The organism is Clostridium guangxiense (assembly GCF_021043395.1).
GTDB classification, from domain to species: Bacteria; Bacillota; Clostridia; order Clostridiales; family Clostridiaceae; genus Clostridium_S; species Clostridium_S guangxiense.
On sequence record NZ_JAJNKE010000038.1, the window covers coordinates 1 to 25,624 of the forward strand.

At 28.6% G+C, this 25,624-nt stretch carries 32 protein-coding genes; 25 read left to right on the forward strand and 7 right to left on the reverse strand.

Annotated features, from left to right (window positions below; translation table 11 throughout):
* Positions 1 to 225: 225 nt before the first annotated feature.
* Together LQK79_RS16830 and LQK79_RS16835 are read right to left on the reverse strand one after the other, a co-directional pair.
* Positions 226 to 405 (reverse strand): hypothetical protein, encoded by a 180-nt coding sequence (locus tag LQK79_RS16830; protein ID WP_231017269.1) that lies wholly within the window; start codon positions 403 to 405, stop codon positions 226 to 228.
* Between the two features lie 99 nt (positions 406 to 504).
* On the reverse strand, positions 505 to 660 hold the full coding sequence (locus LQK79_RS16835; RefSeq protein ID WP_231017270.1) for a hypothetical protein: 156 nt from the start codon (positions 658 to 660) through the stop codon (positions 505 to 507).
* A gap of 337 nt (positions 661 to 997) precedes the next feature.
* On the opposite strand from LQK79_RS16835, the gene LQK79_RS16840 reads away from it, so the two are divergent.
* The 4 genes from LQK79_RS16840 (at position 998) to LQK79_RS16855 (ending at position 5,046) form a co-directional block, all read left to right on the forward strand.
* Positions 998 to 1,915, forward strand: coding sequence for a CPBP family intramembrane glutamic endopeptidase (locus tag LQK79_RS16840; RefSeq protein WP_053243489.1), 918 nt, complete (start codon positions 998 to 1,000; stop codon positions 1,913 to 1,915).
* 257 nt (positions 1,916 to 2,172) lie between these two features.
* Positions 2,173 to 2,910 carry an ABC transporter ATP-binding protein gene (locus tag LQK79_RS16845; protein ID WP_053242854.1) on the forward strand — a complete coding sequence of 246 codons (738 nt, stop codon included), beginning with the start codon at positions 2,173 to 2,175 and terminating at the stop codon, positions 2,908 to 2,910.
* Positions 2,900 to 4,078, forward strand: a complete 1,179-nt coding sequence (locus LQK79_RS16850) for an ABC transporter permease (protein ID WP_231017271.1) — start codon at positions 2,900 to 2,902, stop codon at positions 4,076 to 4,078. Before LQK79_RS16845 ends, LQK79_RS16850 begins: the two co-directional genes overlap by 11 nt.
* Positions 4,079 to 4,104: 26 nt before the next feature.
* Positions 4,105 to 5,046 carry an AEC family transporter gene (locus tag LQK79_RS16855; protein ID WP_231017272.1) on the forward strand — a complete coding sequence of 314 codons (942 nt, stop codon included), beginning with the start codon at positions 4,105 to 4,107 and terminating at the stop codon, positions 5,044 to 5,046.
* 273 nt (positions 5,047 to 5,319) lie between these two features.
* Here the strand turns inward: LQK79_RS16855 and LQK79_RS16860 are convergent, their stop codons facing one another.
* The gene (locus LQK79_RS16860; RefSeq protein WP_231017273.1) at positions 5,320 to 6,525 is read right to left on the reverse strand and encodes a S8 family serine peptidase; all 1,206 of its coding nucleotides are present in this window, start codon (positions 6,523 to 6,525) and stop codon (positions 5,320 to 5,322) included.
* Positions 6,526 to 6,668: 143 nt separating this feature from the next.
* Here LQK79_RS16860 and LQK79_RS16865 point away from each other — a divergent pair, with 143 nt between their 5' ends.
* The 5 genes from LQK79_RS16865 to LQK79_RS16885 all read left to right on the forward strand — a co-directional run bounded on the left by LQK79_RS16865 (position 6,669) and on the right by LQK79_RS16885 (position 9,050).
* Positions 6,669 to 7,448 carry a PhzF family phenazine biosynthesis protein gene (locus LQK79_RS16865; RefSeq protein WP_231017274.1) on the forward strand — a complete coding sequence of 260 codons (780 nt, stop codon included), beginning with the start codon at positions 6,669 to 6,671 and terminating at the stop codon, positions 7,446 to 7,448.
* A 134-nt stretch (positions 7,449 to 7,582) separates the two neighbouring features.
* Positions 7,583 to 7,819, forward strand: coding sequence for a COG3415 family protein (locus tag LQK79_RS16870; protein WP_053242858.1), 237 nt, complete (start codon positions 7,583 to 7,585; stop codon positions 7,817 to 7,819).
* Positions 7,820 to 7,852: 33 nt separating this feature from the next.
* Entirely contained in the window at positions 7,853 to 8,122 is a 270-nt protein-coding gene (locus LQK79_RS16875) for a helix-turn-helix domain-containing protein (RefSeq protein ID WP_231017275.1), read from the forward strand.
* Positions 8,094 to 8,660, forward strand: coding sequence for an IS630 family transposase (locus LQK79_RS16880; RefSeq protein WP_231017276.1), 567 nt, complete (start codon positions 8,094 to 8,096; stop codon positions 8,658 to 8,660). Before LQK79_RS16875 ends, LQK79_RS16880 begins: the two co-directional genes overlap by 29 nt.
* Positions 8,661 to 8,858: 198 nt before the next feature.
* Positions 8,859 to 9,050, forward strand: a complete 192-nt coding sequence (locus LQK79_RS16885) for an FmdB family zinc ribbon protein (protein ID WP_053242860.1) — start codon at positions 8,859 to 8,861, stop codon at positions 9,048 to 9,050.
* Positions 9,051 to 9,277: 227 nt separating this feature from the next.
* Here the strand turns inward: LQK79_RS16885 and LQK79_RS16890 are convergent, their stop codons facing one another.
* The 3 genes from LQK79_RS16890 to LQK79_RS16900 all read right to left on the reverse strand — a co-directional run bounded on the left by LQK79_RS16890 (position 9,278) and on the right by LQK79_RS16900 (position 11,053).
* Positions 9,278 to 9,709 carry a DMT family transporter gene (locus tag LQK79_RS16890; protein ID WP_053242861.1) on the reverse strand — a complete coding sequence of 144 codons (432 nt, stop codon included), beginning with the start codon at positions 9,707 to 9,709 and terminating at the stop codon, positions 9,278 to 9,280.
* An 87-nt stretch (positions 9,710 to 9,796) separates the two neighbouring features.
* Entirely contained in the window at positions 9,797 to 10,282 is a 486-nt protein-coding gene (locus LQK79_RS16895; protein WP_053242862.1) for a dUTP diphosphatase, read from the reverse strand.
* A 216-nt stretch (positions 10,283 to 10,498) separates the two neighbouring features.
* Positions 10,499 to 11,053 carry a hypothetical protein gene (locus LQK79_RS16900; protein WP_053242863.1) on the reverse strand — a complete coding sequence of 185 codons (555 nt, stop codon included), beginning with the start codon at positions 11,051 to 11,053 and terminating at the stop codon, positions 10,499 to 10,501.
* Positions 11,054 to 11,182: 129 nt separating this feature from the next.
* On the opposite strand from LQK79_RS16900, the gene LQK79_RS16905 reads away from it, so the two are divergent.
* The 14 genes from LQK79_RS16905 (at position 11,183) to LQK79_RS16970 (ending at position 23,645) form a co-directional block, all read left to right on the forward strand.
* Complete coding sequence (locus tag LQK79_RS16905; RefSeq protein ID WP_084757053.1) at positions 11,183 to 11,350, forward strand: DUF1540 domain-containing protein; 168 nt, start codon at positions 11,183 to 11,185, stop codon at positions 11,348 to 11,350.
* 211 nt (positions 11,351 to 11,561) lie between these two features.
* Positions 11,562 to 12,818 (forward strand): UDP-N-acetylglucosamine 1-carboxyvinyltransferase, encoded by a 1,257-nt coding sequence (locus tag LQK79_RS16910; protein WP_053242864.1) that lies wholly within the window; start codon positions 11,562 to 11,564, stop codon positions 12,816 to 12,818.
* A gap of 15 nt (positions 12,819 to 12,833) precedes the next feature.
* A complete protein-coding gene (locus LQK79_RS16915) occupies positions 12,834 to 13,625 on the forward strand; it encodes an MBL fold metallo-hydrolase (protein ID WP_053242865.1) in 792 nt (263 codons plus the stop codon).
* Positions 13,626 to 13,668: 43 nt separating this feature from the next.
* A complete protein-coding gene (locus LQK79_RS16920; protein ID WP_053242866.1) occupies positions 13,669 to 14,244 on the forward strand; it encodes a GerMN domain-containing protein in 576 nt (191 codons plus the stop codon).
* Between the two features lie 102 nt (positions 14,245 to 14,346).
* The gene (locus LQK79_RS16925; RefSeq protein WP_231017277.1) at positions 14,347 to 14,847 is read left to right on the forward strand and encodes an SEC-C metal-binding domain-containing protein; all 501 of its coding nucleotides are present in this window, start codon (positions 14,347 to 14,349) and stop codon (positions 14,845 to 14,847) included.
* Positions 14,848 to 15,072: 225 nt separating this feature from the next.
* Entirely contained in the window at positions 15,073 to 15,552 is a 480-nt protein-coding gene (gene rlmH / locus LQK79_RS16930) for a 23S rRNA (pseudouridine(1915)-N(3))-methyltransferase RlmH (protein ID WP_231017278.1), read from the forward strand.
* 729 nt (positions 15,553 to 16,281) lie between these two features.
* Positions 16,282 to 17,586 carry a radical SAM/SPASM domain-containing protein gene (locus tag LQK79_RS16935; protein WP_053242868.1) on the forward strand — a complete coding sequence of 435 codons (1,305 nt, stop codon included), beginning with the start codon at positions 16,282 to 16,284 and terminating at the stop codon, positions 17,584 to 17,586.
* A 16-nt stretch (positions 17,587 to 17,602) separates the two neighbouring features.
* A complete protein-coding gene (locus tag LQK79_RS16940; RefSeq protein WP_231017279.1) occupies positions 17,603 to 18,952 on the forward strand; it encodes a radical SAM/SPASM domain-containing protein in 1,350 nt (449 codons plus the stop codon).
* A gap of 333 nt (positions 18,953 to 19,285) precedes the next feature.
* Entirely contained in the window at positions 19,286 to 20,188 is a 903-nt protein-coding gene (locus tag LQK79_RS16945; RefSeq protein ID WP_231017280.1) for a GNAT family N-acetyltransferase, read from the forward strand.
* A gap of 19 nt (positions 20,189 to 20,207) precedes the next feature.
* A complete protein-coding gene (locus tag LQK79_RS16950) occupies positions 20,208 to 21,425 on the forward strand; it encodes an MFS transporter (RefSeq protein ID WP_231017281.1) in 1,218 nt (405 codons plus the stop codon).
* Positions 21,426 to 21,440: 15 nt separating this feature from the next.
* Entirely contained in the window at positions 21,441 to 22,259 is an 819-nt protein-coding gene (locus LQK79_RS16955) for a Nif3-like dinuclear metal center hexameric protein (RefSeq protein ID WP_231017282.1), read from the forward strand.
* 164 nt (positions 22,260 to 22,423) lie between these two features.
* Complete coding sequence (locus LQK79_RS16960) at positions 22,424 to 22,864, forward strand: site-specific integrase (protein WP_053243255.1); 441 nt, start codon at positions 22,424 to 22,426, stop codon at positions 22,862 to 22,864.
* A gap of 131 nt (positions 22,865 to 22,995) precedes the next feature.
* On the forward strand, positions 22,996 to 23,280 hold the full coding sequence (locus tag LQK79_RS16965) for a hypothetical protein (protein ID WP_053243256.1): 285 nt from the start codon (positions 22,996 to 22,998) through the stop codon (positions 23,278 to 23,280).
* On the forward strand, positions 23,250 to 23,645 hold the full coding sequence (locus tag LQK79_RS16970; protein WP_053243257.1) for a hypothetical protein: 396 nt from the start codon (positions 23,250 to 23,252) through the stop codon (positions 23,643 to 23,645). The genes LQK79_RS16965 and LQK79_RS16970 overlap by 31 nt, the downstream gene beginning before the upstream one ends.
* 320 nt (positions 23,646 to 23,965) lie before the next feature.
* Here LQK79_RS16970 and LQK79_RS16975 read toward each other — a convergent pair whose 3' ends face one another.
* Positions 23,966 to 24,067, reverse strand: a complete 102-nt coding sequence (locus LQK79_RS16975) for a putative holin-like toxin (RefSeq protein ID WP_231017283.1) — start codon at positions 24,065 to 24,067, stop codon at positions 23,966 to 23,968.
* An 829-nt stretch (positions 24,068 to 24,896) separates the two neighbouring features.
* Here LQK79_RS16975 and LQK79_RS16980 point away from each other — a divergent pair.
* Positions 24,897 to 25,217: an MGMT family protein gene (locus LQK79_RS16980; RefSeq protein ID WP_231017284.1), complete on the forward strand. Its 321-nt coding sequence runs from the start codon at positions 24,897 to 24,899 to the stop codon at positions 25,215 to 25,217.
* Positions 25,218 to 25,283: 66 nt separating this feature from the next.
* On the forward strand, positions 25,284 to 25,577 hold the full coding sequence (locus tag LQK79_RS16985) for a TetR/AcrR family transcriptional regulator (protein ID WP_231017285.1): 294 nt from the start codon (positions 25,284 to 25,286) through the stop codon (positions 25,575 to 25,577).
* Positions 25,578 to 25,624 lie beyond the last annotated feature (47 nt).

Genomic DNA, 25,624 nt, shown 5'->3' on the forward strand with positions numbered 1-25,624 from the left:
CAACAATGTGAGGAGCTATCAAGAAAAATTGCATAAAAAGTTCGACTTTTTGTGTCTAAAATATTGACATCGATCCATATTTAAATTGTTTCTTCAATACTATTACTTCATTCACAAGCTGGTTTAAGGAAGATTTTCCTCCATTTTATTACGGAAAAGGGGATATACATTTAAAATTAAGTAGGTACAGAGAGACTTTTTACTTGAATCTATAGGATTGCGAATCTAGGCATAAGCACCTGTAGTTACCAATTTATTTTCTGTGATATTTTTATCTATTTTTGATATAATAACTGCTTGTACCCATAAAATAATTAATATAATTCCAATAATAGTTAATAGAAATGTTTTTAGTACATAAACAGAACCAACTCTAAAGTATGACATGTGGCTTGAATCTTTCATTGGGCAACCTCCTTCCTATTTAGAAAATTTCAAATGAACAATTTTATTATTAAAGCAATTTTTAAAGGCTGGAATTAGAGCTGGAGTGCCTATCCAGTGTCATCTATCTTTATGGTAATTGAAACAATTGCATTCTTCAATAAATTTAATTTTACTATTATAACTTTTCATTTTTTTTCCGTTTGTTATGCCCCAGTTAAATTTAACTCCAAGTTTGCTTGCAGTATCATGATACTTGCTCATTTTGACAATCATAGGCGTATAATATAATTTTATAACTGAGATAATTATTACAACGATATTTTTAGCTCCACCATCATATAAATATATTACGATGTGTGGATTGACTTTTTATTTCTAATTATAGCTTTCGTTGCAATACTTATGAGTGGCTTGTAAAAAAGAATACCTATATTTTTCACATGCTCCTATATATTATACTTTTTTATTGTTATAATATTTAAAAACAGATTTATTATAGAAGGCATGTTTGAAACTGTAATTTTTATAATAAGTGTTTTATCATTAATATGGGGGTGGAAGGCTTTAAAAAATCAGGATATATAAATTTTATCTTAGGGAGGAAAGCGTTTTGAAGAAACCAATAAGAGTAAATATATTTTTTCTTATACTTATTTTATTGCAAATTTACGGTGGATATTTATTAAAACCAATTGCTAAAGTTATCAAATTTAATACGGCAAGTCTTTTATTAACAACTCAAATCCTGTTTTTAATAGTGCCAGTTATAATTTATTTAATAGTAACCAGACAATCTATAAAGGAAACACTTAGATTTAATAGATTAAAAATAAGAAGCGCTTCTTTAATTGTTGTAATGGGATTTTTATTTATACCTGTAGCGATGTTCCTTTCTCAAATAACAAGTTTTTTCTTTTACAATAATGTTCAAGATGTCTTTAAGAAACTTCAAAATTTACCTTTGGGATTGATGATTGGACTAGTAGCTCTTACACCAGCTTTGTGTGAAGAAATTACAATGAGGGGTGTAGTGCTTTCAGGATATAATGGCAGCAAAATTTGGAAAGCAGCTCTCATAAATGGATTTCTTTTTGGTATACTTCATCTTAATCCGCCACAATTTTTATATGCTTTTGTTTTAGGAGTGATGCTTGCTTATGTAGTGAGAATTACAAATTCTATTTTTGCATCAATGATTATACACTTTATATTTAATGGGACTAACACTGCAATGAGTTGGGTAGTTATGAGGATGTCTTCTGATGTACTTAAGAAAAGCCAGCAAAATGCAAATAATGTGACTGTGAAAATTATGTCAGTAGTATTTTTAGGTGTGATTTCTGCTATAGCTGTAGTTGCAATAATAACTTTAATGAAAGAACTTATTAAAGATAACAAAGGGAATAATATAAATTTAAGATTAGAAGGTTCATCAGAAGTAATGCTAGTTAAGGATAAAATTATAGCAGCAGTGCCTATTATAATTTCAGTAGTAATATACTTTTTACTTGTGATGAAGAAAATATAAAGCAAAGTAACAATGCCTTGTCGCATTAAAAAAGCCCTATAAATCTAAGATTTATTAGGACTTTTTTAAATCATTCCTTCAGCATTGCTACTTCGCTTCCACGGTAGTACAAGGAAAAAAATCATCCTTCATTGTGCATTGTGAACTGTGAGTTAACAAAAGTGACTTAAGTAATTTTATTAATTACTTATAGTACTATGAATAAACTATATTATTTAATAAAATATAGATATAAAGTTTCCTAAGGGGGTAACAAAATGGTAGAAGTAATAGGAATCACTAAGCAATTCAAGAAAGTTAAGGCTGTAGATGAAGTGAGCTTTAATGTAAATAATGGAGAAATAGTTGGACTTTTAGGTGAAAATGGAGCTGGTAAAACAACTACTTTAAGAATGCTTGCTACAATGCTGAAAATTTCATCGGGAAAGGCCATTGTAAATGGATATGATATTGCAAAAGAACCCGATAAGGCAAGAGGTGAGATTGGCATACTTTTTGGAGGAGATGTAGGACTTTATGATAGGCTTACTGCAAGAGAAAACATGATGTATTTTGCAAAGCTTAATGGAATGTCAGATGAAGAAGCTAAAAGTAGTATAGAAAATCTTGCAGGTCAATTGGAAATGGAAGAATATATAGATAAAAGAGTTGGAAAGTTCTCAAGAGGAATGAAGCAAAAAGTGTCTATAGCTAGGTCTATTGTTCACAATCCATCTGTTGTATTATTTGATGAACCAACTACAGGCTTAGACGTAAGTGCTGCAAGGATAGTTCAAGATTTTATTTTAAACTGCAAAAAGGAAAATAAAGCTGTAATTTTTTCTAGTCACAGTATGGCTGAGGTTGAAAAACTTTGTGACAGAGTAATTATAATACATAAAGGAAAATTAATAGAACAAGGAACTATAGATGATTTAAAGCGAAGATATAATAACAGTGACCTTGAAGAAGTATTTGTAAGTCTTATAAATAGAGGTGAAAGATATGAAGGTTAATACAACGATTTTGGTTTTTAAAAAAGAAATTACGGATATGTTCAGAGATAGAAAAACAATAATAATGAGTGTACTTATTCCAATTATATTATTACCACTTTTATCCCTCCTATTAGGTACATTTACCAATAGAGAGAAAAATATAAAAAATAATGTTAAAGTAGCTATAGTAGATAAGGGAAACAGCAATTTTGGAAGGTTATTAAAAGCTCAAAAGAATATAAAGATAGTTCAATCCAGTAATATTAAAAAAGATATAAAAGATGGGAAAATATTAGTTGCGGTTACTATTCCAAGTGATTTTGATGAAAAACTAGAGAGTGATTTAAATACAAAAGTAACTTTAAGCTATGATAATTCAAGTACAGATGCGCAGGTAGCCTCTGACGTTGTAAATTCTTATGTTGATGCTTATTCAAAGCAAATAGTGGCTTCAAGACTTTCAAAGAAAGATATAAATCCACAAATACTTACACCTATTAATATAGTAAAAGATGAAACACAAAAGGACGGTGGAATTGCTGCTCTATATGTAACTATGCTTATACCACTTTTGTTAATGCTTTATAGTGCGACAAGCACAATTGCACCTTCTGTAGATTTGGGTGCAGGGGAAAAAGAAAGAGGAACACTTGAACCACTTCTTACTACCAAAGCAAGCAGAATGTCAATTTTATGGGGTAAACTTATAGCAATCAGTACTATGGGAATAATAATGTCACTGGCATCACTTCTTGGAGTTTATATTACAATGAAGCAGAAAAATGGAATGTTTGGTGATGGTAAAGATTTAAGTTTATCGGCAGGAACCTTTATTCTTATAATGATTTTACCAGTACTTACAACAGTGGTTTTTGGAGCAATAGAGCTTGCACTCAGCATATATGCAAGATCCTTTAAAGAAGCTCAAACTTATTTAAGTCCTATAACTATTATAGCAATGGTTTTAGTTTATGCTGTTATGATGAAAGATCCTAAGAGTATAGAAACATTTTACTTTAGCATACCAATTACTAACGCAACCTGCCTTATGAAAGAATTTTTAGTTGGAATTCATAATTATACGCATATTGCAATAACCTTTGGATGGATGATAGTATATATAGTAGGAGCTCTTTTGTTTGCGAGATATATGTTTAGCAAAGAAGAGGTTATATTTAGATCCTAAAATTTGTTTCTAAAGAAGGGATTTTAATGGTTCTACTAAATGCAGTACAGGGCGTTTTAACTATTGTAATAATGATATCTATAGGATATGTGCTAACTGGAAAAGGATGGTTTAACGAAGAAATTTCAAAAAGTTTTGCAAAGCTTGTAACTAATGTATCATTGCCAGCTCTTATGCTTTCTGATATTATGGGAAATTTTACGAAAGACAAGCTTGTAAGTTTATCGAAGGGGCTTATAGCTCCTTTTTTGTCTATAGCCATATGCTACGTAATTGCAATTGCAGTATCAAAAATTTTTAAGGTTGAAAAGTCAAGGAAGGGGACGTTTCAGTCTATGTTTTTTAACTCAAATACTATATTTATTGGACTTCCAGTAAACATAGCATTGTTTGGAGGAAAGAGTGTTCCATATGTTCTCTTATATTACATAGCAAATACAACTTTTTTCTGGACACTTGGAGTTTACTGTATAAGCAAAGATGCTCCGGGAGAACATGGAAGCATACTCAGCAAATCTACTATAAAAAGAATTATATCTCCACCGCTTTTGGGATTTATAACTGCCGTGATTTTACTACTCTTAAGAATACAACTTCCATCCTTTATTATGAGCACATGTAAATATCTTGGAAATTTAACCACGCCTCTGTCAATGATCTTTATAGGAATAAGTATTCATTCAGTAAAACTTAAGGAATTAAAAATTGATAAAGATGTAATAGGCGTATTACTTGGAAGATTCTTAGTATGTCCACTTATAATGGTTATAATGGTTTTGCTAGTACCAGTTCCAACGCTGATGAAAGAAGTATTTATAATGCAATCTGCTATGCCGGTTATGACTAATGCTCCTATAATTGCCAAGGTTTATGGCGCAGATAGTAGATACGCAGCAGTTATGGTTACTTTAAGCACAGTTCTTTCAATGATTACAATACCAATATTTATGGTTATCATGTCGAAGTAACAATGCTTGACAATATTTTTTAGTGCGTCAGATTAATTTTGAAGATGGGCTATAATAAAAATGATAGCCCCTGAGGGTTTAAAGCTCAAGGGCAGTATTTAGACAAGTAAACAACCATGGTTATCTACTTGATTGCGAAATTGTTTTAAATGCAATTTCGTTTACTAAACGTGACAGCTAATAAAGAAGTTTCTTTTTCACTGCCACTTATAATATGTGCTATTTTTAATTTTTTATACATCAATTATTAACTAAATTTTTATATTGCAAGGTTTAGTTATCAAAAAACAAATCTTTAAAATCTATGCATCCATATCCTTGCTGCCACTTTGGGACATCTAATAATTTACATGAAGTTTTTATCATGGAAACTGCATCTTTATATTTCAAATCGGGATTTTTTTCAAAAAGCAGCGCGAGTATGCCAGTTGTAAATGCAGCAGCACATGAGGTTCCAGTATAAGTGGTATAAGCTTCCTTTAGTTCGCGAGGATATAATTTTATTCCGTTTCTTTCAGATACAAAGGAAGTATCACAATTAAGAGAAGTTAAATCCGTACATGCTGCACAAAGATCAGGTTTTTCAGGTTTTCCGCAAGGACCTGATGAAGAATAAGTATAAATTTTTTTTGGTATACTGGAAGTTACTCCAGATACAGTTACACAATTGCTTAAGGTTGATATTCCAATCATTGAATTTTTATCATTTTTATTGCTTCCAGAAGGAACTACGACAGCAAGGTTATTTTTATTTGCAAGGGTAAACAACCTTGAAAACATTGAATCAATAAATGAGTCTTGAAAAAAAGTTTCAAAAGGAAGACATATAATTCTAATATTATTTTCAGCACTTTCTTTTATTAGAATGTTTAAAGCTGCTAGTATTGATGATACATATGCTTTACCAGTTGCTTCAAAGGCTTTTATCATATATATTGAGCTTTCTGGTGCTATACCCATATATTTTCCTTTAGAACTTGAACCACTTGCAGCAATTAATCCGCTCATAAAAGTTCCATGACCGTTGTCATCATATGGGTAATTTAGCCCATTTATAAGGTCTAAAAATTTGTGTATTTTTGGAGTAGGATATTTTAAATCTTTATGAGGGTAAACACCAGTGTCTATAATTCCTATGCGTATTCCTCTACCTGTTAATTTTGAATTGTTTGCAAGGGTAGTTGAAACGTTGTTTGCTGAATGTACATTGTGGGCACATATACTTGCAAAGTTATCCAATGTTATATAATCAATCTCAGGATATTCAGTAAGTCTATTTATCATAAAAGAAGAAGCTGAAGCACAAATACAATTTAATGTATCTATAGTGTAATAAACAGTGCACTTATGGGATTTTAACCTTGAGGCAATTCTATTTATGAAATTTTTGCAATGTATAAGTATTCTAAAGCTTCTATGTTCATTTTTAACTGTTAGGTCGTAAAGATTTGGGTTGATTTTTCCTTTTAAAAAAAACATTATACACTCATTCCTTGTAAATAAAACTTTCAATAACAGTATATTATTTGTTAGAAGAAAATGTCCGTATTGTGTATAATAAAATTAAGTCACATTAGTAAAATAATATTAACTAATAAATTATATTTTAAGGAGAGGTAAGGATGAAATATTATGTTGTTGATGCTTTTGCTGATGAAGTATTCAAAGGAAACCCAGCAGGTGTATGTGTTTTAGATAATCCAATAGATGACAGCACAATGCAAAAAATTGCAGGAGAAAACAACTTATCAGAAACAGCTTTTGTAGTTAAAAATGGGAATAGTTATAATCTAAGATGGTTTACTCCAAGGGCTGAAATAGATTTATGTGGACACGCTACTTTGGGGACTTCTTATGTTATTTCTAATTATGTTGATATAGGAATTGAAAATATGACATTTAATACTGCAAGTGGAACACTTAAGGTTAAACGGAATGGCGATTTATACGAAATGGATCTCCCCTTGAGAGAACCAAAAAAAATGGAATTATCACATGAAATAATTTCGGAAGCTATTGGAGTCGGTCCTATTGAAATATATTTATCAAGAGATTTATTTGTAGTATTAGAAACGGAAAAGCAAGTAGAAGAATTAACCCCCAATTTTTCTAAAATGATAAAATTAGAAAACGGATTGGGTGTTATTGTTACAGCTAGAGGGATTGATGTAGATTTTGTATCTCGCTGTTTTTATCCAAAACTTGGTGTGAATGAAGACCCCGTAACTGGTTCAGCACATAGTAATTTAATACCATTTTGGTCACAAAGGCTAAATAAAGATGTAATGGTGGCTAAACAGTTGTCAGCACGTGGGGGAAAATTATACTGTAAAGTAGCTGGAGATAGAGTTAAAATAAGTGGAAAAGCTGTACCATATATGATGGGAAATATTAATATATAATTTATGTAATCTTATTTTGAACTTTTCAGCAGCATATATATATAGTGAAACTAGTTCCAAACTAAAAGAATTAAAAACAATATAACTTGTCATAATAATTATGAAGATAGGAAAACAAAAAGGAGAAAATTATTATGGGAAGAGCAGCTACGAGAGTTACTGATTTAAAAGATGCCTCACTAGATCAATTAAGAAATCTTGAAAAAAATTCAACAAATAAGTATTCACAAAATATTTTAAAAACCATTATTATGAGCTATTTAGGTGTACATATCTCTAAAATAGAAGAAATTGTAGGAGTTTGTAGGGCATCTATTTTGAGCTATATACACAAATGGAACGAATTTGGTCTTGAAGCAATTAAAGATTAACGTGGAGGTTCTATTAGTTCCTTCACTGATGAAATGCTTTCTTATATTGAAGATACTCTTATAAATAAAGATCCAAGAGAATTTGGCTTTAATGCTTCAACTTGGAGTATTGACAGAATGAGAGAACACATTCGAGATAAATATGGTCGACTTTACTCATATGAAAGAATGAGACAAATCATTAAGTCTCTTAATAATTCTTATAAACGTGCTGAATATCATCCTACTCTAGCAAATGCTGAAGCGCAAAAGTGCTTTAAAAAAAATCGCAAAATTGATAACCCTTGTAGAAAATTCTTCTGATAAAGTTATATATGTTTGTGATGAAACTGCCACGAAAGCCGAATCTACAAATAGAAAAACATGGAGTCCAGTAGGACATCCCCCTGTAATTGAGAGGAATGCTTCTTCTGTTGGCTTAAAGCTAATAGGTGCTACTGAAATAACCACAGATTTTCAATCTGTTATTGATGCATATCCGTATAAAGAGACCATAAATTCAGATAAATTTATCGAATTTCTACAACGCTTAATAGATATAAACGCAGGTAAGAAGGTCTTTGTTATTTTAGATAATGCAAAAATACATAAATCTAGTTCAATAGAAAATTTTGAACTTAGAAATATTGGGAAATTAGAATTAATATATCTTCCGCCATATTCTCCTGAGCTAAATCCTCAAGAAAATGTTTGGAATCTATACAAGGCCAGTATTTTCACTTATAAAGCTAAACATTCTATTGAGAATCTATATAAAGATACCCTATATTTCTATCAAAATTTTAATAAAAACATAGAAAATATTAAGAGGTTAGTGGCACCCCGTAAGTATTACTCATAATAGTTTTAGTTTGGATGTAGTTTCACTATAGTAAAACTAGCTCAACTACAAACTATATATGCACCATAATCCCTTGAAGATTATTATTTTGGAACATAAATAGTTTAAGTTTCGCAGTAGTTTCACTATACATACAGCTTGTAGAATGTGGTAAAATAACAATAATGATAAAATTTTTTAAAGTAGGAAGTGATTTAATTGCCTTTAATAGATTACAAATGTAAAAAATGTGGAAATGAATTTTTTGAAATAGTAACTAATGATAATGAAAAAATTGTATGCCCAAAATGTAAGGCTGAAGAAGTTGAAAGGCTTTATAAGGGAAAGTTTTACGGCAAAAATGGAGCTGGCTGCACTGGACATTGTTCAACTTGCGGAGGCTGCCACTAAAACAATAATTGGAGGTGATTACATACAAAACTTAAGTTGACTAGAATTTATTTATTATCATTTAAGCTTTATATAGAGTAGAGAGTACAGAGCACGGAGTACAGCAAAGGTTGATTTAATAATAGATAATTCGCAGTTCATAAATTACAATTGGGATTTTAGATGTATATATTGTAGATTTTTGGTAGCGTTAGTGGAGAAAAATCTACAATAACTGTACTCTGGTTTTAGATTTTTAATTTAAATACTATTATCCCAGCAATCATTAAAATCACGCCTATGTATTCATTAACCCCAAATGTTATTTTCTTAGAATCAAACATGCCAAAGGCATCTATTATAGCTGCTGAAGTTAGTTGAGCCACTAAAATAACAGAAATAGAGCAAGTTGGACCAAGAGTTGAAATTCCCTTCATTACTGTAAAGATTATTATTGCACCTAAAATTCCACCGGTTAGATAAAGTTTATTTACATTAAAAATATTTTTTATATGACCATTTCCAAATATTAAAGATACTATTAAAGTTATTACGAATGCGGAACCTTGAACCCAAGCATTTGTTTCCCATAGTCCTATTTTATCACTGAGTTTTGTATTAAACACGCCTTGAAAGGTCATACATATTCCTGCTACTATAGAAAATATTATACCAAGCATAAATTTCACCTCAGGAGTAGTTTAACCATATATAATAAAATTACGCTAAAAAGGTGCAGGAAATTTTCCTACACCTAAATTTTATTCTTAAAAATTAGAACTTTGCCTTTCGTGATTGAACTCATTTTTGCGTATGTATTCATTCTCAACTTCTAAATCTGAAAATCCTAAGTTTTTTCCAAGACTTAAAAAATCCTCTAAGAGAGTTATATAATGATCTTGTGATGAACAAATTACAAAATCATTAATATCTACATACAGGTCTAAAAACTGTTCTGTTATATTATAGTTAAATTTGGCTAGAGATGGATTAATATCATCAAAATTTTTATCAATACCTATACTAAGTATAAAATTTAAGCAGTCTATATATTCCTCAAGTATTATTTCTCTTTTAGCAGGTGATTTGTTGCTCCAATATTTAAAACATCTAGTTTCATCAGCCAATTTTCCCATTTGAACTTGTAATGCAAGAGATTTTTGAGAAAATAAAACCTCGTTTTTAAGATTGTGTTCTTCTATGATTTGTGCATCTAAATCCTTCTGTAAACGAAATAGTTTTTTAAAATCCATAGAAATGTGCCGCCTTTCTTTAACTTTGGTATATATATATTTTATATTAAAGTTAAAAATAAAGAAAGTTCCACTAAACGATTACATTAAAATTTATTAAAAAAATTTACTCAAAATTAATTATGTTATATAACAGAATCCAAAACTTAAATAAAAAAGGAAAATCACTAAGGATTTTCCTTTTTATTTATGTTATGATTTGTAAATGACATTGAATTAATAATCCTTTAAAGGATAGCTTTTAATTACAGATATTTTTTTATATCCTGTCAATTTGCATAATTTAAATCCCTGTATCTTAAAAAATGACGTTCCAACTGATTTCTCTAGTACATCAGCAGCAACTTGATCATTTTGCTGAAAAAAATTTTTTGTTTGATAATTACCATTTGCAATAGGAATATACAAATTGTAAAGATCTTCTGGATACTTACAGTGAAGTTTGAAACCATTATAGCTTAGTTTTTCGCATAAGTTTCTAATAATTCTTATTATGTACCCTTGTTGTTCTACTTTTAAAGCCACAGCTTTTTGGTCATTATCATACACAAGATTAGGTTCAACCTTTACCTTAAATTTTTTATATGGTTTTATTTGCTCAAGCATTATTTTATCTAATTTATCTAAATTAGGTTCATCCATGGTTTCTAGCATTATGTGAAGGTTTTGAAGTCTTTTATATAATTTATATTTTTTGCAGGCATAACGCTGTACATCTTCTATATTTGAATATGATTCTTTTGTAAATTCTGCGATTAGACAATATTTCATATTTACCCTCCACAAATTTAAATGTTTAACAATAGTTTTATTATATCATATAAATAAGTTTAGTGTTAGAATAATATTCTTATATTTTGCAATAATAAATTCGTAAGATAAAATTAAGGAGGGATCATTATGAATCATAATGACAGTATAGGTTGCACTGTAAGCGAATGTAAATTTCACTGTAAAGATGATAACTTTTGTACTTTAGAAAATATTATGGTTGTAAAGCATAACACAGAAGCACATGATGTTGAAGCTACAGATTGCGGAAGCTTTAAACATGAAGGACAACAATAATTAAAGAAACTGCGTATTTATTACGCGGTTTTTTTTAGTTATTAGAGTAACAATTTAATAAATTTATAAATATAAAATTTAAATCATATATTTGAAAATTTAGTGTCAAAATGTATTCTACTTATGTTATAATATTATTTGTAATTATTATAAATGAATTTAACAAAAAGTTTACATATATATAAAATAATTGGTAAGGATGGGTACGTTAATGGACAAGTTAGTTGTAAGAGGAGATAGAACTCTTAATGGAAGTATAGAAATTGGTGGAGCAAAGAATGCAGCTGTAGCTATATTACCTGCAGCTATAATGGCAAGTTCGGGAGTAAATATTATTGATAATATACCTGAGATAGAAGATGTTCAATGTTCAGAAAGAATAATAACAAGCTTAGGATGCAAAGTGAAAAGAAATGGAAATTCCGTTGAAATAGATAGTACAGAACTTAAAAGTACAGGTGCACAGACAGATGATTTTAGAAAAATGAGAGCTTCGTATTACTTTTTAGGGGCACTTTTGGGCAGATTTGGAAAAGCAAGAGTAGAACTTCCGGGTGGATGCCCTATAGGAGTTAGACCTATAGATCAGCACATAAAGGGATTTGAGGCTCTTGGTGCAAAGGTTAATATTAAACATGGTTCAATAGAGGCTATAGCTGATAAACTTATTGGAACAAATATATATTTCGATGTAGTGAGTGTTGGCGCAACTATAAATGTAATGTTAGCAGCAGTTTTAGCAGAAGGTACAACAATACTTGAAAATGCGGCTAAGGAACCTCATATAGTTGATTTGGCTAATTTTCTTAATACAATGGGTGCAAATGTAAAGGGAGCAGGCACTGATGTAATAAGAATAGTAGGTGTAAAGGAATTAAAAGGTTGTAATTACAGTGTTATTCCAGATCAAATAGAAGCTGCAACTTATATGATTGCTACTGCGGCTTGTGGTGGAAAAGTAATGATAAAAAATGTAATTACAAAGCATTTAGAGTCAGTTTCAGCTAAGTTAGTTGAAATGGGTGCAAAAGTTAAAGAAGGCGATGATTTTATAGAAATTGAATCGGATAGAAACCTTAAGGGTGTAAATATTAAAACATTACCTTATCCAGGGTTTCCAACAGATGCTCAGCAGCCAATGAGTACTCTTTTATGCACTGCTAAGGGAAGAAGCATAATAAATGAAAGTATATGGGAAAGTAGATTGAAGCATGTTGATGAGCTTAAGAAAATGGGAGCAAATATAAAAGTAGAAGGCAGAATTGCAATAATTGATGGTGTTGAAAAGCTAACTGGTGCAAGTGTAAAAGCTACTGATTTGAGAGCTGGTGCAGCAATGGTAATAGCAGCTCTTTCAGCAGATGGTGTTAGTGAAATATCATGTATAGAACATATAGATAGAGGATATCCTCATATTGAAGAGAAGTTTAGAAAATTAGGTGCGGATATAAAAAGGGTAAAGGCTTAATGTAAAGGAGTTAGTATGAAGTTTTGTTCGCTTTATAGTGGAAGTAGTGGAAATAGTATTTTTGTTGGTTCTGATAAATCAAGCATATTAGTTGATGCGGGATTATCCGGCAAAAGTATAGATAGTGCTATGTTATGTATTAATGAGGATCCTTCAAAAATTGACGGTATTTTTGTTACGCATGAACATTTGGATCATATAAAGGGAGTTGGAATTTTATCAAGAAAGTACAATATACCTATATATGCAAATGAACTTACCTGGAAGGCAATGATGGGAAACTTGGGTAAGATTAAAAACGAGAATGTGAAAATATTGCCATATAATGAGTGTGTAAGCATAAAAGATTTAGATATAATATCTTACAAAATACCTCATGATGCAGCTGCTCCATGTGGATATAAGGTTATAAATAAGAATAAATCTGTTTGTATAGCTACTGACTTAGGATATTTTTCAGATGAAGTAAAGAGTTCAATAAAGGATGCAGATGTAATACTTCTAGAAAGCAATCATGATGTTGAAATGTTGAAGTTTGGACCATATCCATATCCTTTAAAGTGCAGAATACTTAGCAATGTAGGACATTTATCTAATGAAGATTGTGGTAAGGCTATTGTAGATATAGTAGGATCAGGAAAACAAAAAAAGATTATTTTGGGACATTTAAGTAAAACTAATAATTATCCGGATTTAGCATATAAGACAGTTGAAAATGTATTAGTAGAAAGCGGTGTAAAAGTTAATAGTGATGTCTTTATTAGCATGGCAAAACGTGGGGAACCGAGTAATTATATGGAGATATAACCGATTTGTATTTATTTAAAGTAAAATGCAAGGAGAGGTTAATATGAAAAGGCTTATTGCTTTAGTTTTGGGGATTTCAATTGTTACTGCTTCGTCTATGACTTTTTCAGGCTGTGAAAAGAAGGATAAGTCAAGCATAAATACTACTGAAAAAATTAAGGAGTTAAAACTTTACAAAGAAAATAGCAATGTTGTAGATTTTAATTTGTATTTTGACTCTTCTAAAAATGAGCAGAAGGCTGAAGAGGCTAAAGAAGAAAGAATGATAAGCAAGAATGAGATAATTGGAGAGATAATAATTAATGAACTAATTAAAGGACCGGCTGTAAACAGTAAGCTAAAGCCAGTACTTCCAACAAACACGAAATTGCTTAGTTTTTCTATAAAAGATGGAATTGCTTATGTAAGTTTAAGCGATGAAGCTAAAGTTAAAATGACACCTGCTAAAGAAGAAGCTACTTTAAAAAGTATAGTTAAATCTTTAGGCCAATTGGAAGCTATAAAATCGGTCAAGATACTTATAGATAATAATGTTATTGACACTTTAGGTGGAAATTACGATATATCAAAGCCTATAAATAAGAATAGTCTTGAAAATTTGAAAAAAATTACAAAGTAGTATATTGTAATTAAAAATATATTATTTCTCATGTTGAAAATAGAGAAAAATATAGCTATAATATTATAGGTAAATATTTATTTAAAAGGAGAATAAGGAATTATGAGTCTATATAAAGATTGGACAGACATGATTGTAGACTATGTAAAGCATAGGGGAGAAGCAGCATTCTGGAAAGATTATGGTGAAATTGAAACTTCAATTTATACTAAGCTTCTAGCAAATCACAAAAAGGAATTAAAGGGCAAAGTAGAAGATTTAGCAAAAGAGTATAGTACATCTACAGTTTTTTATATGGGCTTCTTGGATGGTATAAATGATAGTTTAAAACAGCCTTTAGATCTTGAAAAAATTGAAGCTGATTCTGAAATAGAATTGGATATCGACTTTGAAAAGCTCTATTTTAATATGTTAGAAGCAAAAGCTGATTATTTATATAGTTTGCCTCAATGGGATGGTATTTTCTCACAAGAAAAGAGAAAAGAAATAAAGAAAAACTGGGGTGCTTCAAAAACTTATGTAAATAAGAACAAGGTAGGAAGAAATGATCCTTGTCCTTGTGGAAGCGGTAAAAAGTATAAAAACTGTTGTGGAAAAAAATAATACATAGTATTAAAACTCCTCGTCACTTAGATGGGGAGTTTTTGTATAAAGAAAAAACAGAGTAGAGAGTAAGAAGTAGAGAGTAGAGTGAAGGGTGATTTATCTTCCTTGTTTCAGGTAAATCTTTGAACTTATAAAATAGAAACAAATCATAAACTTAAGAAGATTAAACTTTATTTTACTTTTCATCTATGTTTTTTACTCTCATTAAAAGGAGTTAATAAAATGAATATAACGCTTATAACAGTTGGAAAACTTAAGGAGAAGTACTTAAAAGAAGCAATTGGGGAGTATTCAAAGCGTCTTAATAGGTACTGTAAGCTAGATATAATTGAACTTCAAGATGAAAAAACTCCAGATAATGCATCTGAGAAAGAGGAAAATTTGATTAAAGAAAAAGAGGGAGAAAAGATACTATCTGCAATTAAGGATAACATGTATGTTGTGGCCTTAGATTTGAATGGTAAAATGCTTTCCTCAGAGGAATTTTCAAACTTTATAGATGATTTAGGACTTTCAGGCAGCAGTAATATTGCTTTTGTTATTGGCGGCTCGCTTGGACTTTCAAAGTCGGTTTTAAATAGGGCAGATTATAAACTTTGCTTTTCAAAAATGACCTTTCCACATCAGCTCTTTAGGGTTATGCTTTTGGAGCAGATTTATAGAGGGTTTAGGATTAGTAGGGGTGAACCTTACCATAAATAACAGCGTCACTTTGGAAAATGAAATGGGTGAACTAAACATAAACATCATAAGCTTTTGTAAAAAAAAGTTACAATTTTTTTAGTTCAAACTATGAAACAAATCATAAATTTCATGATTTTCTGTATTTATTAAAAAATTACAGTTGTATTTGTCAAATTATAATATAAAAAATGTAATATTATAAAAGCTTATGAAAATCAATTTTGATTGTTTGCTTTTATAATGGATTATTATCTAGTTTCTAATCTATATTATAACCAATTATAGTTAGGTAATATGGAAAACTATTGAAAGAACTTTAATTTCAAATTATTTTTGATTTAAAGTTCTTTTTTATTATACTTTTTTAACCAAGATCTTACTAAAAACTATATTAATCGATATTTGAAGAAATTTAATTATAATTACAGAAGAGTTTCGTTAATTCTATACCGTTATTTATACAAGTAAATGTTAAAAATGTAAAAGTTAAATTTTGTAATTTATAAAATAAGAAGTTGGGTATTACATAGTTATATAGTTTGTCATATTAAGTTATAGTAATTGTATATAAAATATGGATAAATATATATTTAATATATATTATGTTAAAAATTAAGAAAAAATTAGGAATTTACATAAAACAATTAATTTATGATAGATAATTAGTAGAAATGGAAAATATTTAATGTTTTAATTTATGAGTATTTGAAGTAATATTAATACAAATAATGGGGAAGATGGAATTTGATGGCTGCAATTATTTTTAAGTTAAAAGATAATAAGTATAATATTATAGATCCCTACTATGGTGGAATTTGGGAATTTGAAGAGAAAGAACTTGAAATTTACTTGGAATTATTGAAACTCTTGGAAGAGAAAAATGTCAATGAAATATTAAAAGAAATTAATAGTGACAAATTAAAAGAAGTTATTAATTTTATTATAAAAGAGTCTATTCCCGTAGATACAACTTTTTTTCCAGAATTAATATTAAAAAAATTACATAAGTATAATATTGGCATAATTGTTCCTCCTGAAATAATATTGGAAGTAAGTCGTATGTGTAATTATAATTGTCCATGGTGTTATATACCATCTATGAAGCAAGAAGAAAAATTATTAGATGTTTCTGAAATAAGTAAAAAAATTATAGAACCATTTGTTTTACAAGGAGCGCGATGTTGGACTATAACAGGTGGAGAACCTTCATTAACAATTGACCGCACAATAAGCATAATTACTAAAATTAAAGAAACAACTAAAGACTTATTAAATAGGAAACCTAAAATAAGCCTTTTAACAAATGGATTTAAATTTTCTGAGTATGCAAATGATTATTATAATGCAGGAGTAAATACTGTTCAGATACAATTGTCTTCGCCAAAAGAAAAACAAGAATTACAGTTAAGAAATCCTAATAATAAAATAAATTCATATAAGTATGCTATTGATGGTATAAGAAGTGCAAAGAAACTTGGCATGTATACTGCTATAAATATGGTAATTGAACCTAAAGAAAATATAAATTCAATTTGTGAGATGATTGAGCTTGCAGATAAATTAGATGTTGATCTTTTGAGAATTACACCAGTAGTAACTTCGGGAAAAGCTAAGCAAAATAGTATAGATTTAAATATTAAAAACTATAAAAAGATTAAGGACATGGTAGATGATGGGAAAAAACGCTTAAAAAAAGATTCTAGAGTTAAGCTTTATTTGCCAGATTATGATTTGGAAAATGGAAGACCTATGCGCTGTGGTTTGGGATTTGTAGATTTTTATATTGATTACAGCGGTAAGGTGTATCCATGCAATAATTTAATTGATGAAAGTTTAGTATGCTCTGATGGTAAAAATAGTGACTATGTTGATATTTGGTATAATTCTAGTTGCTTTAAGATGTTTAGAAATTATAATGAGACTAATATAGGAGAAGAATGCGGGAAATGTGAATATAGAGGAATGTGTGTTGGAAATTGTATAGCTAGATGTTGGCAGAGATATGGCAAGTTTGATTTATTAAAAAAACCATATAAATGTTTTAAGGATTAAAAGGAGAATGATTAAAATGGCATTATCAATTTTTAAAAAAAACAATAATGAATTTCATATTGTTGATCCGTATTATGGTGGTATATGGAAAGCAAGTAGATATGAAATTGAATTGCTTTTAAATATAATTAAAGTTTTACAAACTAAAAATATAAATAACATTGATAACTTTCAAAATAGAGATCTTTATTTTAAATATAATGATGAAGAAATAAAAAATATGATTGATTTTATAAGAAATGAAAATATTTCCATGACTAGTACTTTTATTGCCGAATCAATATTAAAAAACATTGATACTTATCATGAGGGTATTATAACTACGCCAACTATTATTATGGAGGTTAACAGAATATGCAATTACAGGTGTCCATGGTGCTATCTGGAGTACATGGGCGAAAACAGAGGAAAATCATTAAATATTGAAGAGTATGAAAAAAAAATAATAGATCCTATGCTTCAATCGGGGACTAAAAATTGGGGATTAACAGGAGGAGAGCCTTCACTAACTTTAGATAAGACAACAGAATTAGCAAAGATCATAAATGATAAGACAATATCGATGTATGGTGTGCATCCATATATATTGTTGTTTACAAATGGTCATATGTTATCAAAATATGCTGAATATTATAAGAAATCTGGAATTACAGCTGTTCAGGTGAGCTTATCTTCTGCAGATCCAGAGCAAGAAAAAATTTTAAGAAGAGCACCGTTAGAAATAAATTCATATAATGAAGTTGTTAATGGAATAAAAGAATGCAAAAAAATAGGATTAAAAGTAATATTAAATTCTGTAATTACGTCTGATATTGGATATGGTTCTAATATTGAGAATATTCCATTATTATATGAACTAGTAAATGACTTAAACATAGATGAATTAGATATAAATTTAGCATGTCCATCTGGACAAGCTAAAAATAATAAAATAATATTTAGTAAGCAAGATTACAGTAGAATAACTACATTAATTAGCGAGTATTCTAAGAAAATTAAAATTGATAAAAAATATTATCCTCCAGCAGATGAATTGGAAAATAACAGAGATATTAGGTGTGGAGCTGGATTACTTGAATTTTATGTTGATTACAGAGGATACACTTATCCATGTAATAATTTAATTGATGAAAGATTAAGATGTAGTAATAATCCAGTTACAAAAGACAATATAAGTAATATATGGTTTGAGTCATCTGTATTATCTAATTTTAGAGATTATGAGTGCAATAATATTAATTCTGAATGTGCTAATTGTCACTATAGAGGATTTTGTATTGGTAGCTGTTTTGCAAGAATATGGCATCAATATGGTAAATTGAAAATGGATAAAAAGCCAACTAGCTGCTTTAAAGAATTAGCATAGATTATTATTAATAGATAGTTTATTTCCTTATCAAATAATAATTTGTATATATGTATATTTTTAATGTGCATTATAAATTTTATGATTAAGAATTAATAAATAAAAATTGGCATTAATTAATATTATATAATAATAAATTAATGTATATATAATATGCTAGGAGGTGATAGAATGAAGAGAATAAGGAAACAAAGTAAAAAAATGTCCGTGGTTTCATGTAAAGTAATTACGGGAGAAGAAATCACAATTTCCCCAAAGGTAAATAAAAATTAAATTTGTTGTTCAAAGGATATATAAATTTTTATATATCCTTTGACATTAGAGGTGCATGTTATGAAAATTGAATTTTTGCATGGAACTGAAAATGATTTAGATGATATTATCAAAATTGAATCTGAAGCATATAAAAAAATATCCAAAAACAATTTAAGTAAGAGAACATTTAAAGAAATTAAGATGTTTTATGAACAATGTCCAGATGGGTTTTTTGTTTCAAAATGCAATGATGAAAATGTAGGATTTATTTTTACAAGAAATTGGGGGACTATGGGATGGTCAGGACCTAGTGCTATTTATCCTGACTTTCAGAAAATGGGAATAGGAAAAAAATTATTAGATATGAGTTCAAATTTTTTAAATATAAATAAATGTAATTATTATGGATTTGAAACAATTCCACAAAATTTAAATATTTATACTAGATGCAATTCTATACCAACTACACCAACACTTATAATGAAAAAAAAATTAAAACTAGCTTCTTTAGAAAGTTCTAAAAAAGATCTAATAATTAGAAAAGCAAAATTTAAGAGTGATTATGAAAATATTTATAACTTTGCAGAAAAAATTATACATGGCATTGATTTAGCCAATGGAATTACGTTAGGAGAATTATATTTAAATTATAATGTGTTTTTGATAAATTATAATGATTATTTAAACGGTTTTTTTATAACCAAATTAAATGATAAAAATTCTCTATATATACCTATAATTATTTTGTCATTAAATCATGGGTTGAAATTCAAAGATTACATATCATTAATTGAAAGATATTTTTACGAAAATAAAATTTCGTCTTTGACTTATCCAATTAATTGCTCAAATATAAAATTGGTATTATTTATGAAGGAACATGGATATAAATCGGTGGCATATTCATTAAGAATGATTAATGACAAGTCAAAAGAATTTAACCCTAATAATGGAGTCTTTTTATATTTATGGGGTACTTAATATGTGGAGGAAGAATAAAATGAAAAATGAAATTATAAAAAATAAAGCATTCATGAAATTGTGGCTAGGAAGTACAGTCTCAAATTTAGGGGATTCTATGGATAATATTGTATTTATAATGTTAGCAATTAAATTAACTAATTCACCATCGGCTACTGGAATTTTAATGATGATAATATCATTACCAAATTTTATTTTTTCAATTCTAGGCGGAACAGTTGCAGACAATTATGAAAAGAAAAAAATTATGTTATATGCTAATTTAGGACAAGGGCTTGTTACATTAATAATACTTATATTAGTTATGTTTGACAAAATGACATTTTTAGCGTTATGTATTCTCCTGTTTATTGTAGAAAGTTTATCTAGATTTAATACTCCAGCATATATGGCATTACTTCCTAGCATAGTAGAAAAAAAGTTGTTTGTTAATGCAAGAGCGTTTTCTTTATCAACACAAAGTGTAATAGGAATGGTAGGACCATCTATTGCAGCTATACTAATTAATAATGGATACACTTTACCAATTGCATTTGATGCTTTTAGCTATATTTTTGCAGCATTTATGATAGGAATTACTTCTATAAAAGTTAGTATATTAAAAAAAACAAAAGTCAAAAATATTTTTACAAAAGAGTTTATGAATGATATTATAGACGGATTTAAGTACTTAAAATTAAATAAAAATTTATTAAGCATTTTTTCGTTGATTTTTTTTATTAATTTATTTTTAGGATTTTTTGATGTTGCATTACCTTTTTATGTAAAAATAAATTTAAGGTTACCTACTCAATATTATGGATATTTAAAAACTATGGCAATTGGAACATTTGTGTTTGCCAGTTTTATAATTACAAAGAGTACAATATTAAAACCAGGAAAAATAAGTGTATTATCAATTTTTCCAATGGGAATAAGTTTAATTGTTTTTGGTTTGTCTAAAAACTTTTTTATATCAAGTATATTCTGGATAGTTGCATCTATATTTAGATGCTTTATTGTTTTAATGTTAAATTCATTTTATGGTTTAATAGGAGATGATCAATATAGAGGAAGAATCATGGGAATGAGTACAATGTTATACGCTACGATAGTACCAATTTCTAATGGACTATCAGGAATAATGGTACAAAGTTTTACGGCATCAGTAATATTTATTTTATCAGGTTTTGGCTTATTATTAGTTGCAATAGTTTATCTATTTAATAGAAGTTTATTACAATATAAGATTAATTAAGTTGAGGAGGTTAATATGAACACTGAAGAAATAATGGATATTTCGCTTAAAATGTCTGGACTAAAAAAAATTCCTTGCGATTCAGAAATAATTGTTAGAGGAGATAACATAAATAGTATATTATTTGGGGTAGATGCAACTATTTCTGAATTATTAATGGCTAAACAATTATCAATTGATTGTGTTATAAGTCATCATCCCGTGGGAATAAGCTCAATACTAAATTTTTCTGGCATTTTGAATGCACAAATTGAATGTATGGTTAAAGCTGGTGTTCCAATAAATAAAGCCTGCAAATTATTAAAAGATAAGATAAATAAAATCAATTTTGAAAATGCAGCCATTAATTTTAGTAGAAATGCATCATCTGCAAAATTATTAAATATACCTTATATTAATATTCATACTCCAGCTGATATTATATCTGAAAAGATTGTTCAAAAACATTTGGATATGAAATTTAAATATAATTCAAAGGTGAGGCTCTACGAAATAATAGAATCATTACTTGAAATAGATGAATATAATAGATCACCTTTAAAACCTAGTATTAGAGTAGGTTCAAAAGATGATTTTGCAGGAAGAATATTAGTGTTAATGGCAGGCGGTACTATAGCTAGTGGAGAGGTTTTAAAAGCGTATTTTGATGCAGGAATAGGAACAATAATATGTATGTATTTACCAGATGATATTAGGATGGAAGTGGAAGAACAGAATATAGGAAATATAATTGAAGCCGGTCATATGGCAAGTGATTCTATTGGAATTAATAGGATAATAGACAAATTGGAAGAAGGTGGTGTTAAGGTAGTGAAAACATCAGGAATAATATAGCGTATTGATTTTATCATTTGCAATCCGTATCAACCACAATAATATTCATATATTATTATCATGAATAAATTTAATATATAAATAAGGAGCTTTAACTGCCTCAATAACAGGTGGTTAAAGCTTTTTTATTTACTAAAAAATAAAATTATTAGGAGGAAGTAAAAATGTCAATAAATAAAACAAAGGAAATGTCTAAGGAAGAAATTACAGAAAGTGAAGATCCAGTAGAAGAAAAAGAAAAATCTAATTTTCACAAGAAGGCAGTTGTATTTAATATAAGTGCAGAGGGTAAAAAAATCATTGATGAATTCAAGCAGTATCTTATAGAAAACAAGAAAGTTTCCAGCACTTTAAGGTCATACCTTTTTGATGTTAATAGTTTTATAGAATTTGTTGAAACTGATGGAACGGCATTTAATGGTAAATTTACTCTTCAAAATTATAAGGATTTTATAGAAATGCAAATAGATAAAAAATTTAAGATTAACACTATTAACAAAAGGATTAACAGCCTACAGCAGTTCAATATATTCCTATTATCAAAGGAGTATATGGACGGGGTGATTATAATTCTAAAGAAGGACAAGCTAACAGAAGAAAAGTAGAAATAAAAATAAAAGACTTAAAGCAATCAATTTAAATTTCAATTAACTATATATAAATAAATATAATATCAAAATACATAAATGATAGATGAATTAAGGTCTATCATTTTTTTATTTTGGAGGAAAAGAAAATGGACAATAAAGCAGATAACAAGACCTTAATTAGCAAATTTATTATGAAAGAAGTAGAGCAAATTTACATGAAATACAGTGCTATAGAAGAAGAGGAATTAAATATAGTTGCTGATTTCATAAAGTTGCTTGAAGAAAATAAAATAGATTTTGACCCTTATGTAGACTATAGAGCTATGAAGGCTATGTTAATTCAGAAGGAAAAGAAATTTTATACTGCTATAAAGATATATAGAAGAAGGGGAAAGATTAAATGTACATTATTCAAACAAAACAGGATTTAAATATACTAGAAAAATCAAAGGTCATGGAGGAAGAATTTATTAAATTACTTAAAGATAAATTTAACAGCTTATACGAGGATCTTTCAGAAGGAACACCTCTAAATGAATTTTCTCTTGAAGATAAAGGGTATATTGTAATATTGCATGAGGGTGACAACATAAGAAATTTATCAACGGTGGGATTAAATCCAAATGGGGGGCTTCTTTCTGCAATCCCCGAGTTTATAAATGAAATGATCCTTAATAAATTTAAGATATATGAAGTAATAGTAGTTTATAATAATGAATTCTGCATGACATTTTATATGTCAGATAAATTAATAAATGATGATGAAGTAAAGAAGTGGATAGAAGAATACAAGTAAAAGCTCTTAGCCTAAGTATATTGGTTAAGAGCTTTTTTTATATAAGAAATTATTGTTGTTATTAAGGAAGGTTTGATAAAGATAAGTATATTACAAGAGGAATAAATGCAAATATAAAAATGGAGATTCAATTATTAATATGATCATTAAAAATATATGTTTATTTTTATGAAAAATTTGATATAATATAAATAAGAAATGCAAAAAATAAAAATAGGGTGTTGGCGCACCCTATAGTATACAATATAGTTGCTTAGGCAACTGGCATCACTATTAAATTTGTAATTAAAAATAGTAGCTAACCATTGCGAACGGGGCTACTATTTTTTTGAGATTTTTTCTATAAGTAACACTATAAATGTTAATAGTGCTATTAAGAATATACCTGCTGTAAATAGTAACATTAGATTGTCGTTACTCATATATATCACCTCCCTTCATCAGGGATGAGTGATACCAGTAGCCCGCATTCAACTATAAATTGTACTAGAAAATTATATCATAGGATTTAATATAATTCTATAATAAAAATTGAAGTCATTGTTTAGTAACAATATAGAAAATAAATAATTAGTTCCTTTGGCTCATAGATATATTAAAAAATATAAGAAAATACTTATTCTTTGAAACTAACGCCGATAAGATAGTTACTGAGAACCGTATCATAAGTAAGGGGTGGCTACTGAAATTACATAATAAAACAATGTGAAGGAAATTAGAATACAATTTTAAAAATATATAGTGATTAGTGAATTATTCATTTATAAAATCAAGATAAGGAGATGTCCAATATGATTATATATCTAGTTAGACATGGTAAAGATGATGATAATTATCGTAGTGGCTGGAGTGATTTAGGATTAGTTGAAGAAGGCACAAATTAATCAAAGATATTAGCAGAGTATTTATATAAGAATAAAGAGAAATATAATATTGATACATTAATTAGCAGTGATTTTTAATATACAAAAATAAGAAGTCTGTAATATGGCAAGAAAAATCTTAAAGGATACTTCCATATCGATAATTACCAGTTGATAAATTCTAGAACTTACCTGCCTGGATGGAAAAAGATTTTTGTATCATATTTAAATTTGATGGTTTCATTATCACTGTCCCTTACTGTGTTACGTTGACGCACTATTTATTTTTTGTTAGTATTATATCACCAAGACAAAACATTAAATATTAAAATATTGTGTAAAAATATAGCAATATATCCAAGTAAGGATTTATATCACAGGTGAATATATGAAAAAGATTATGGATGAACAATTAATTTATGAAATACTTTCCGTTGTGGAAGAAATCCCAGAAGGGAAAGTGGCTACGTATGGACAAATTGCCAGCCTTATTGGTAGAGACAGAAATGCACGACTTGTAGGGAAGGTTCTTAGCCAAGCAGAACTTTATGGGAGATATCCATGTCATCGTGTGGTAAATCATGCTGGAAGGTTGGCACCGGGATGGCAAGAACAACGATTTCTGCTATTAGAAGAAGGTGTATCCTTTAAAGATTCGAATCATGTTGATATGAAGGAAAATCAGTGGGACTGTTACGATGCAGATTAAACATGAATGAAAGGAATTCTCAAAATAAAATGGTCAAGGAATGTATTTTCACCGCTAATGTTATTGATGGAAGAGAAGAATTTTAATGAAATATCAGTTATTGATATAACGCGTAAAGCTGGCGTCTCAAGAATCTCATACTATAGAAACTATAATTTAAAAGAAGAAATTATAACTGATTATATTGATGAAACATTACAGGATTTTTTACAAAAGCTGCAAAGTATCGAGTTCGATATATATAACAATATGCGTATGTTTTTTGAAAGTAACAGAAGAAACAAACAATTAATAATAAATTTAGTAAGATCAAATATGTGCAATCTATTATTTGAACGTTATAAAAACTATTTTCAGTAAATTAAGTAGTCATATAAGATAAAAAAGTTTATATTATAACCGTTACG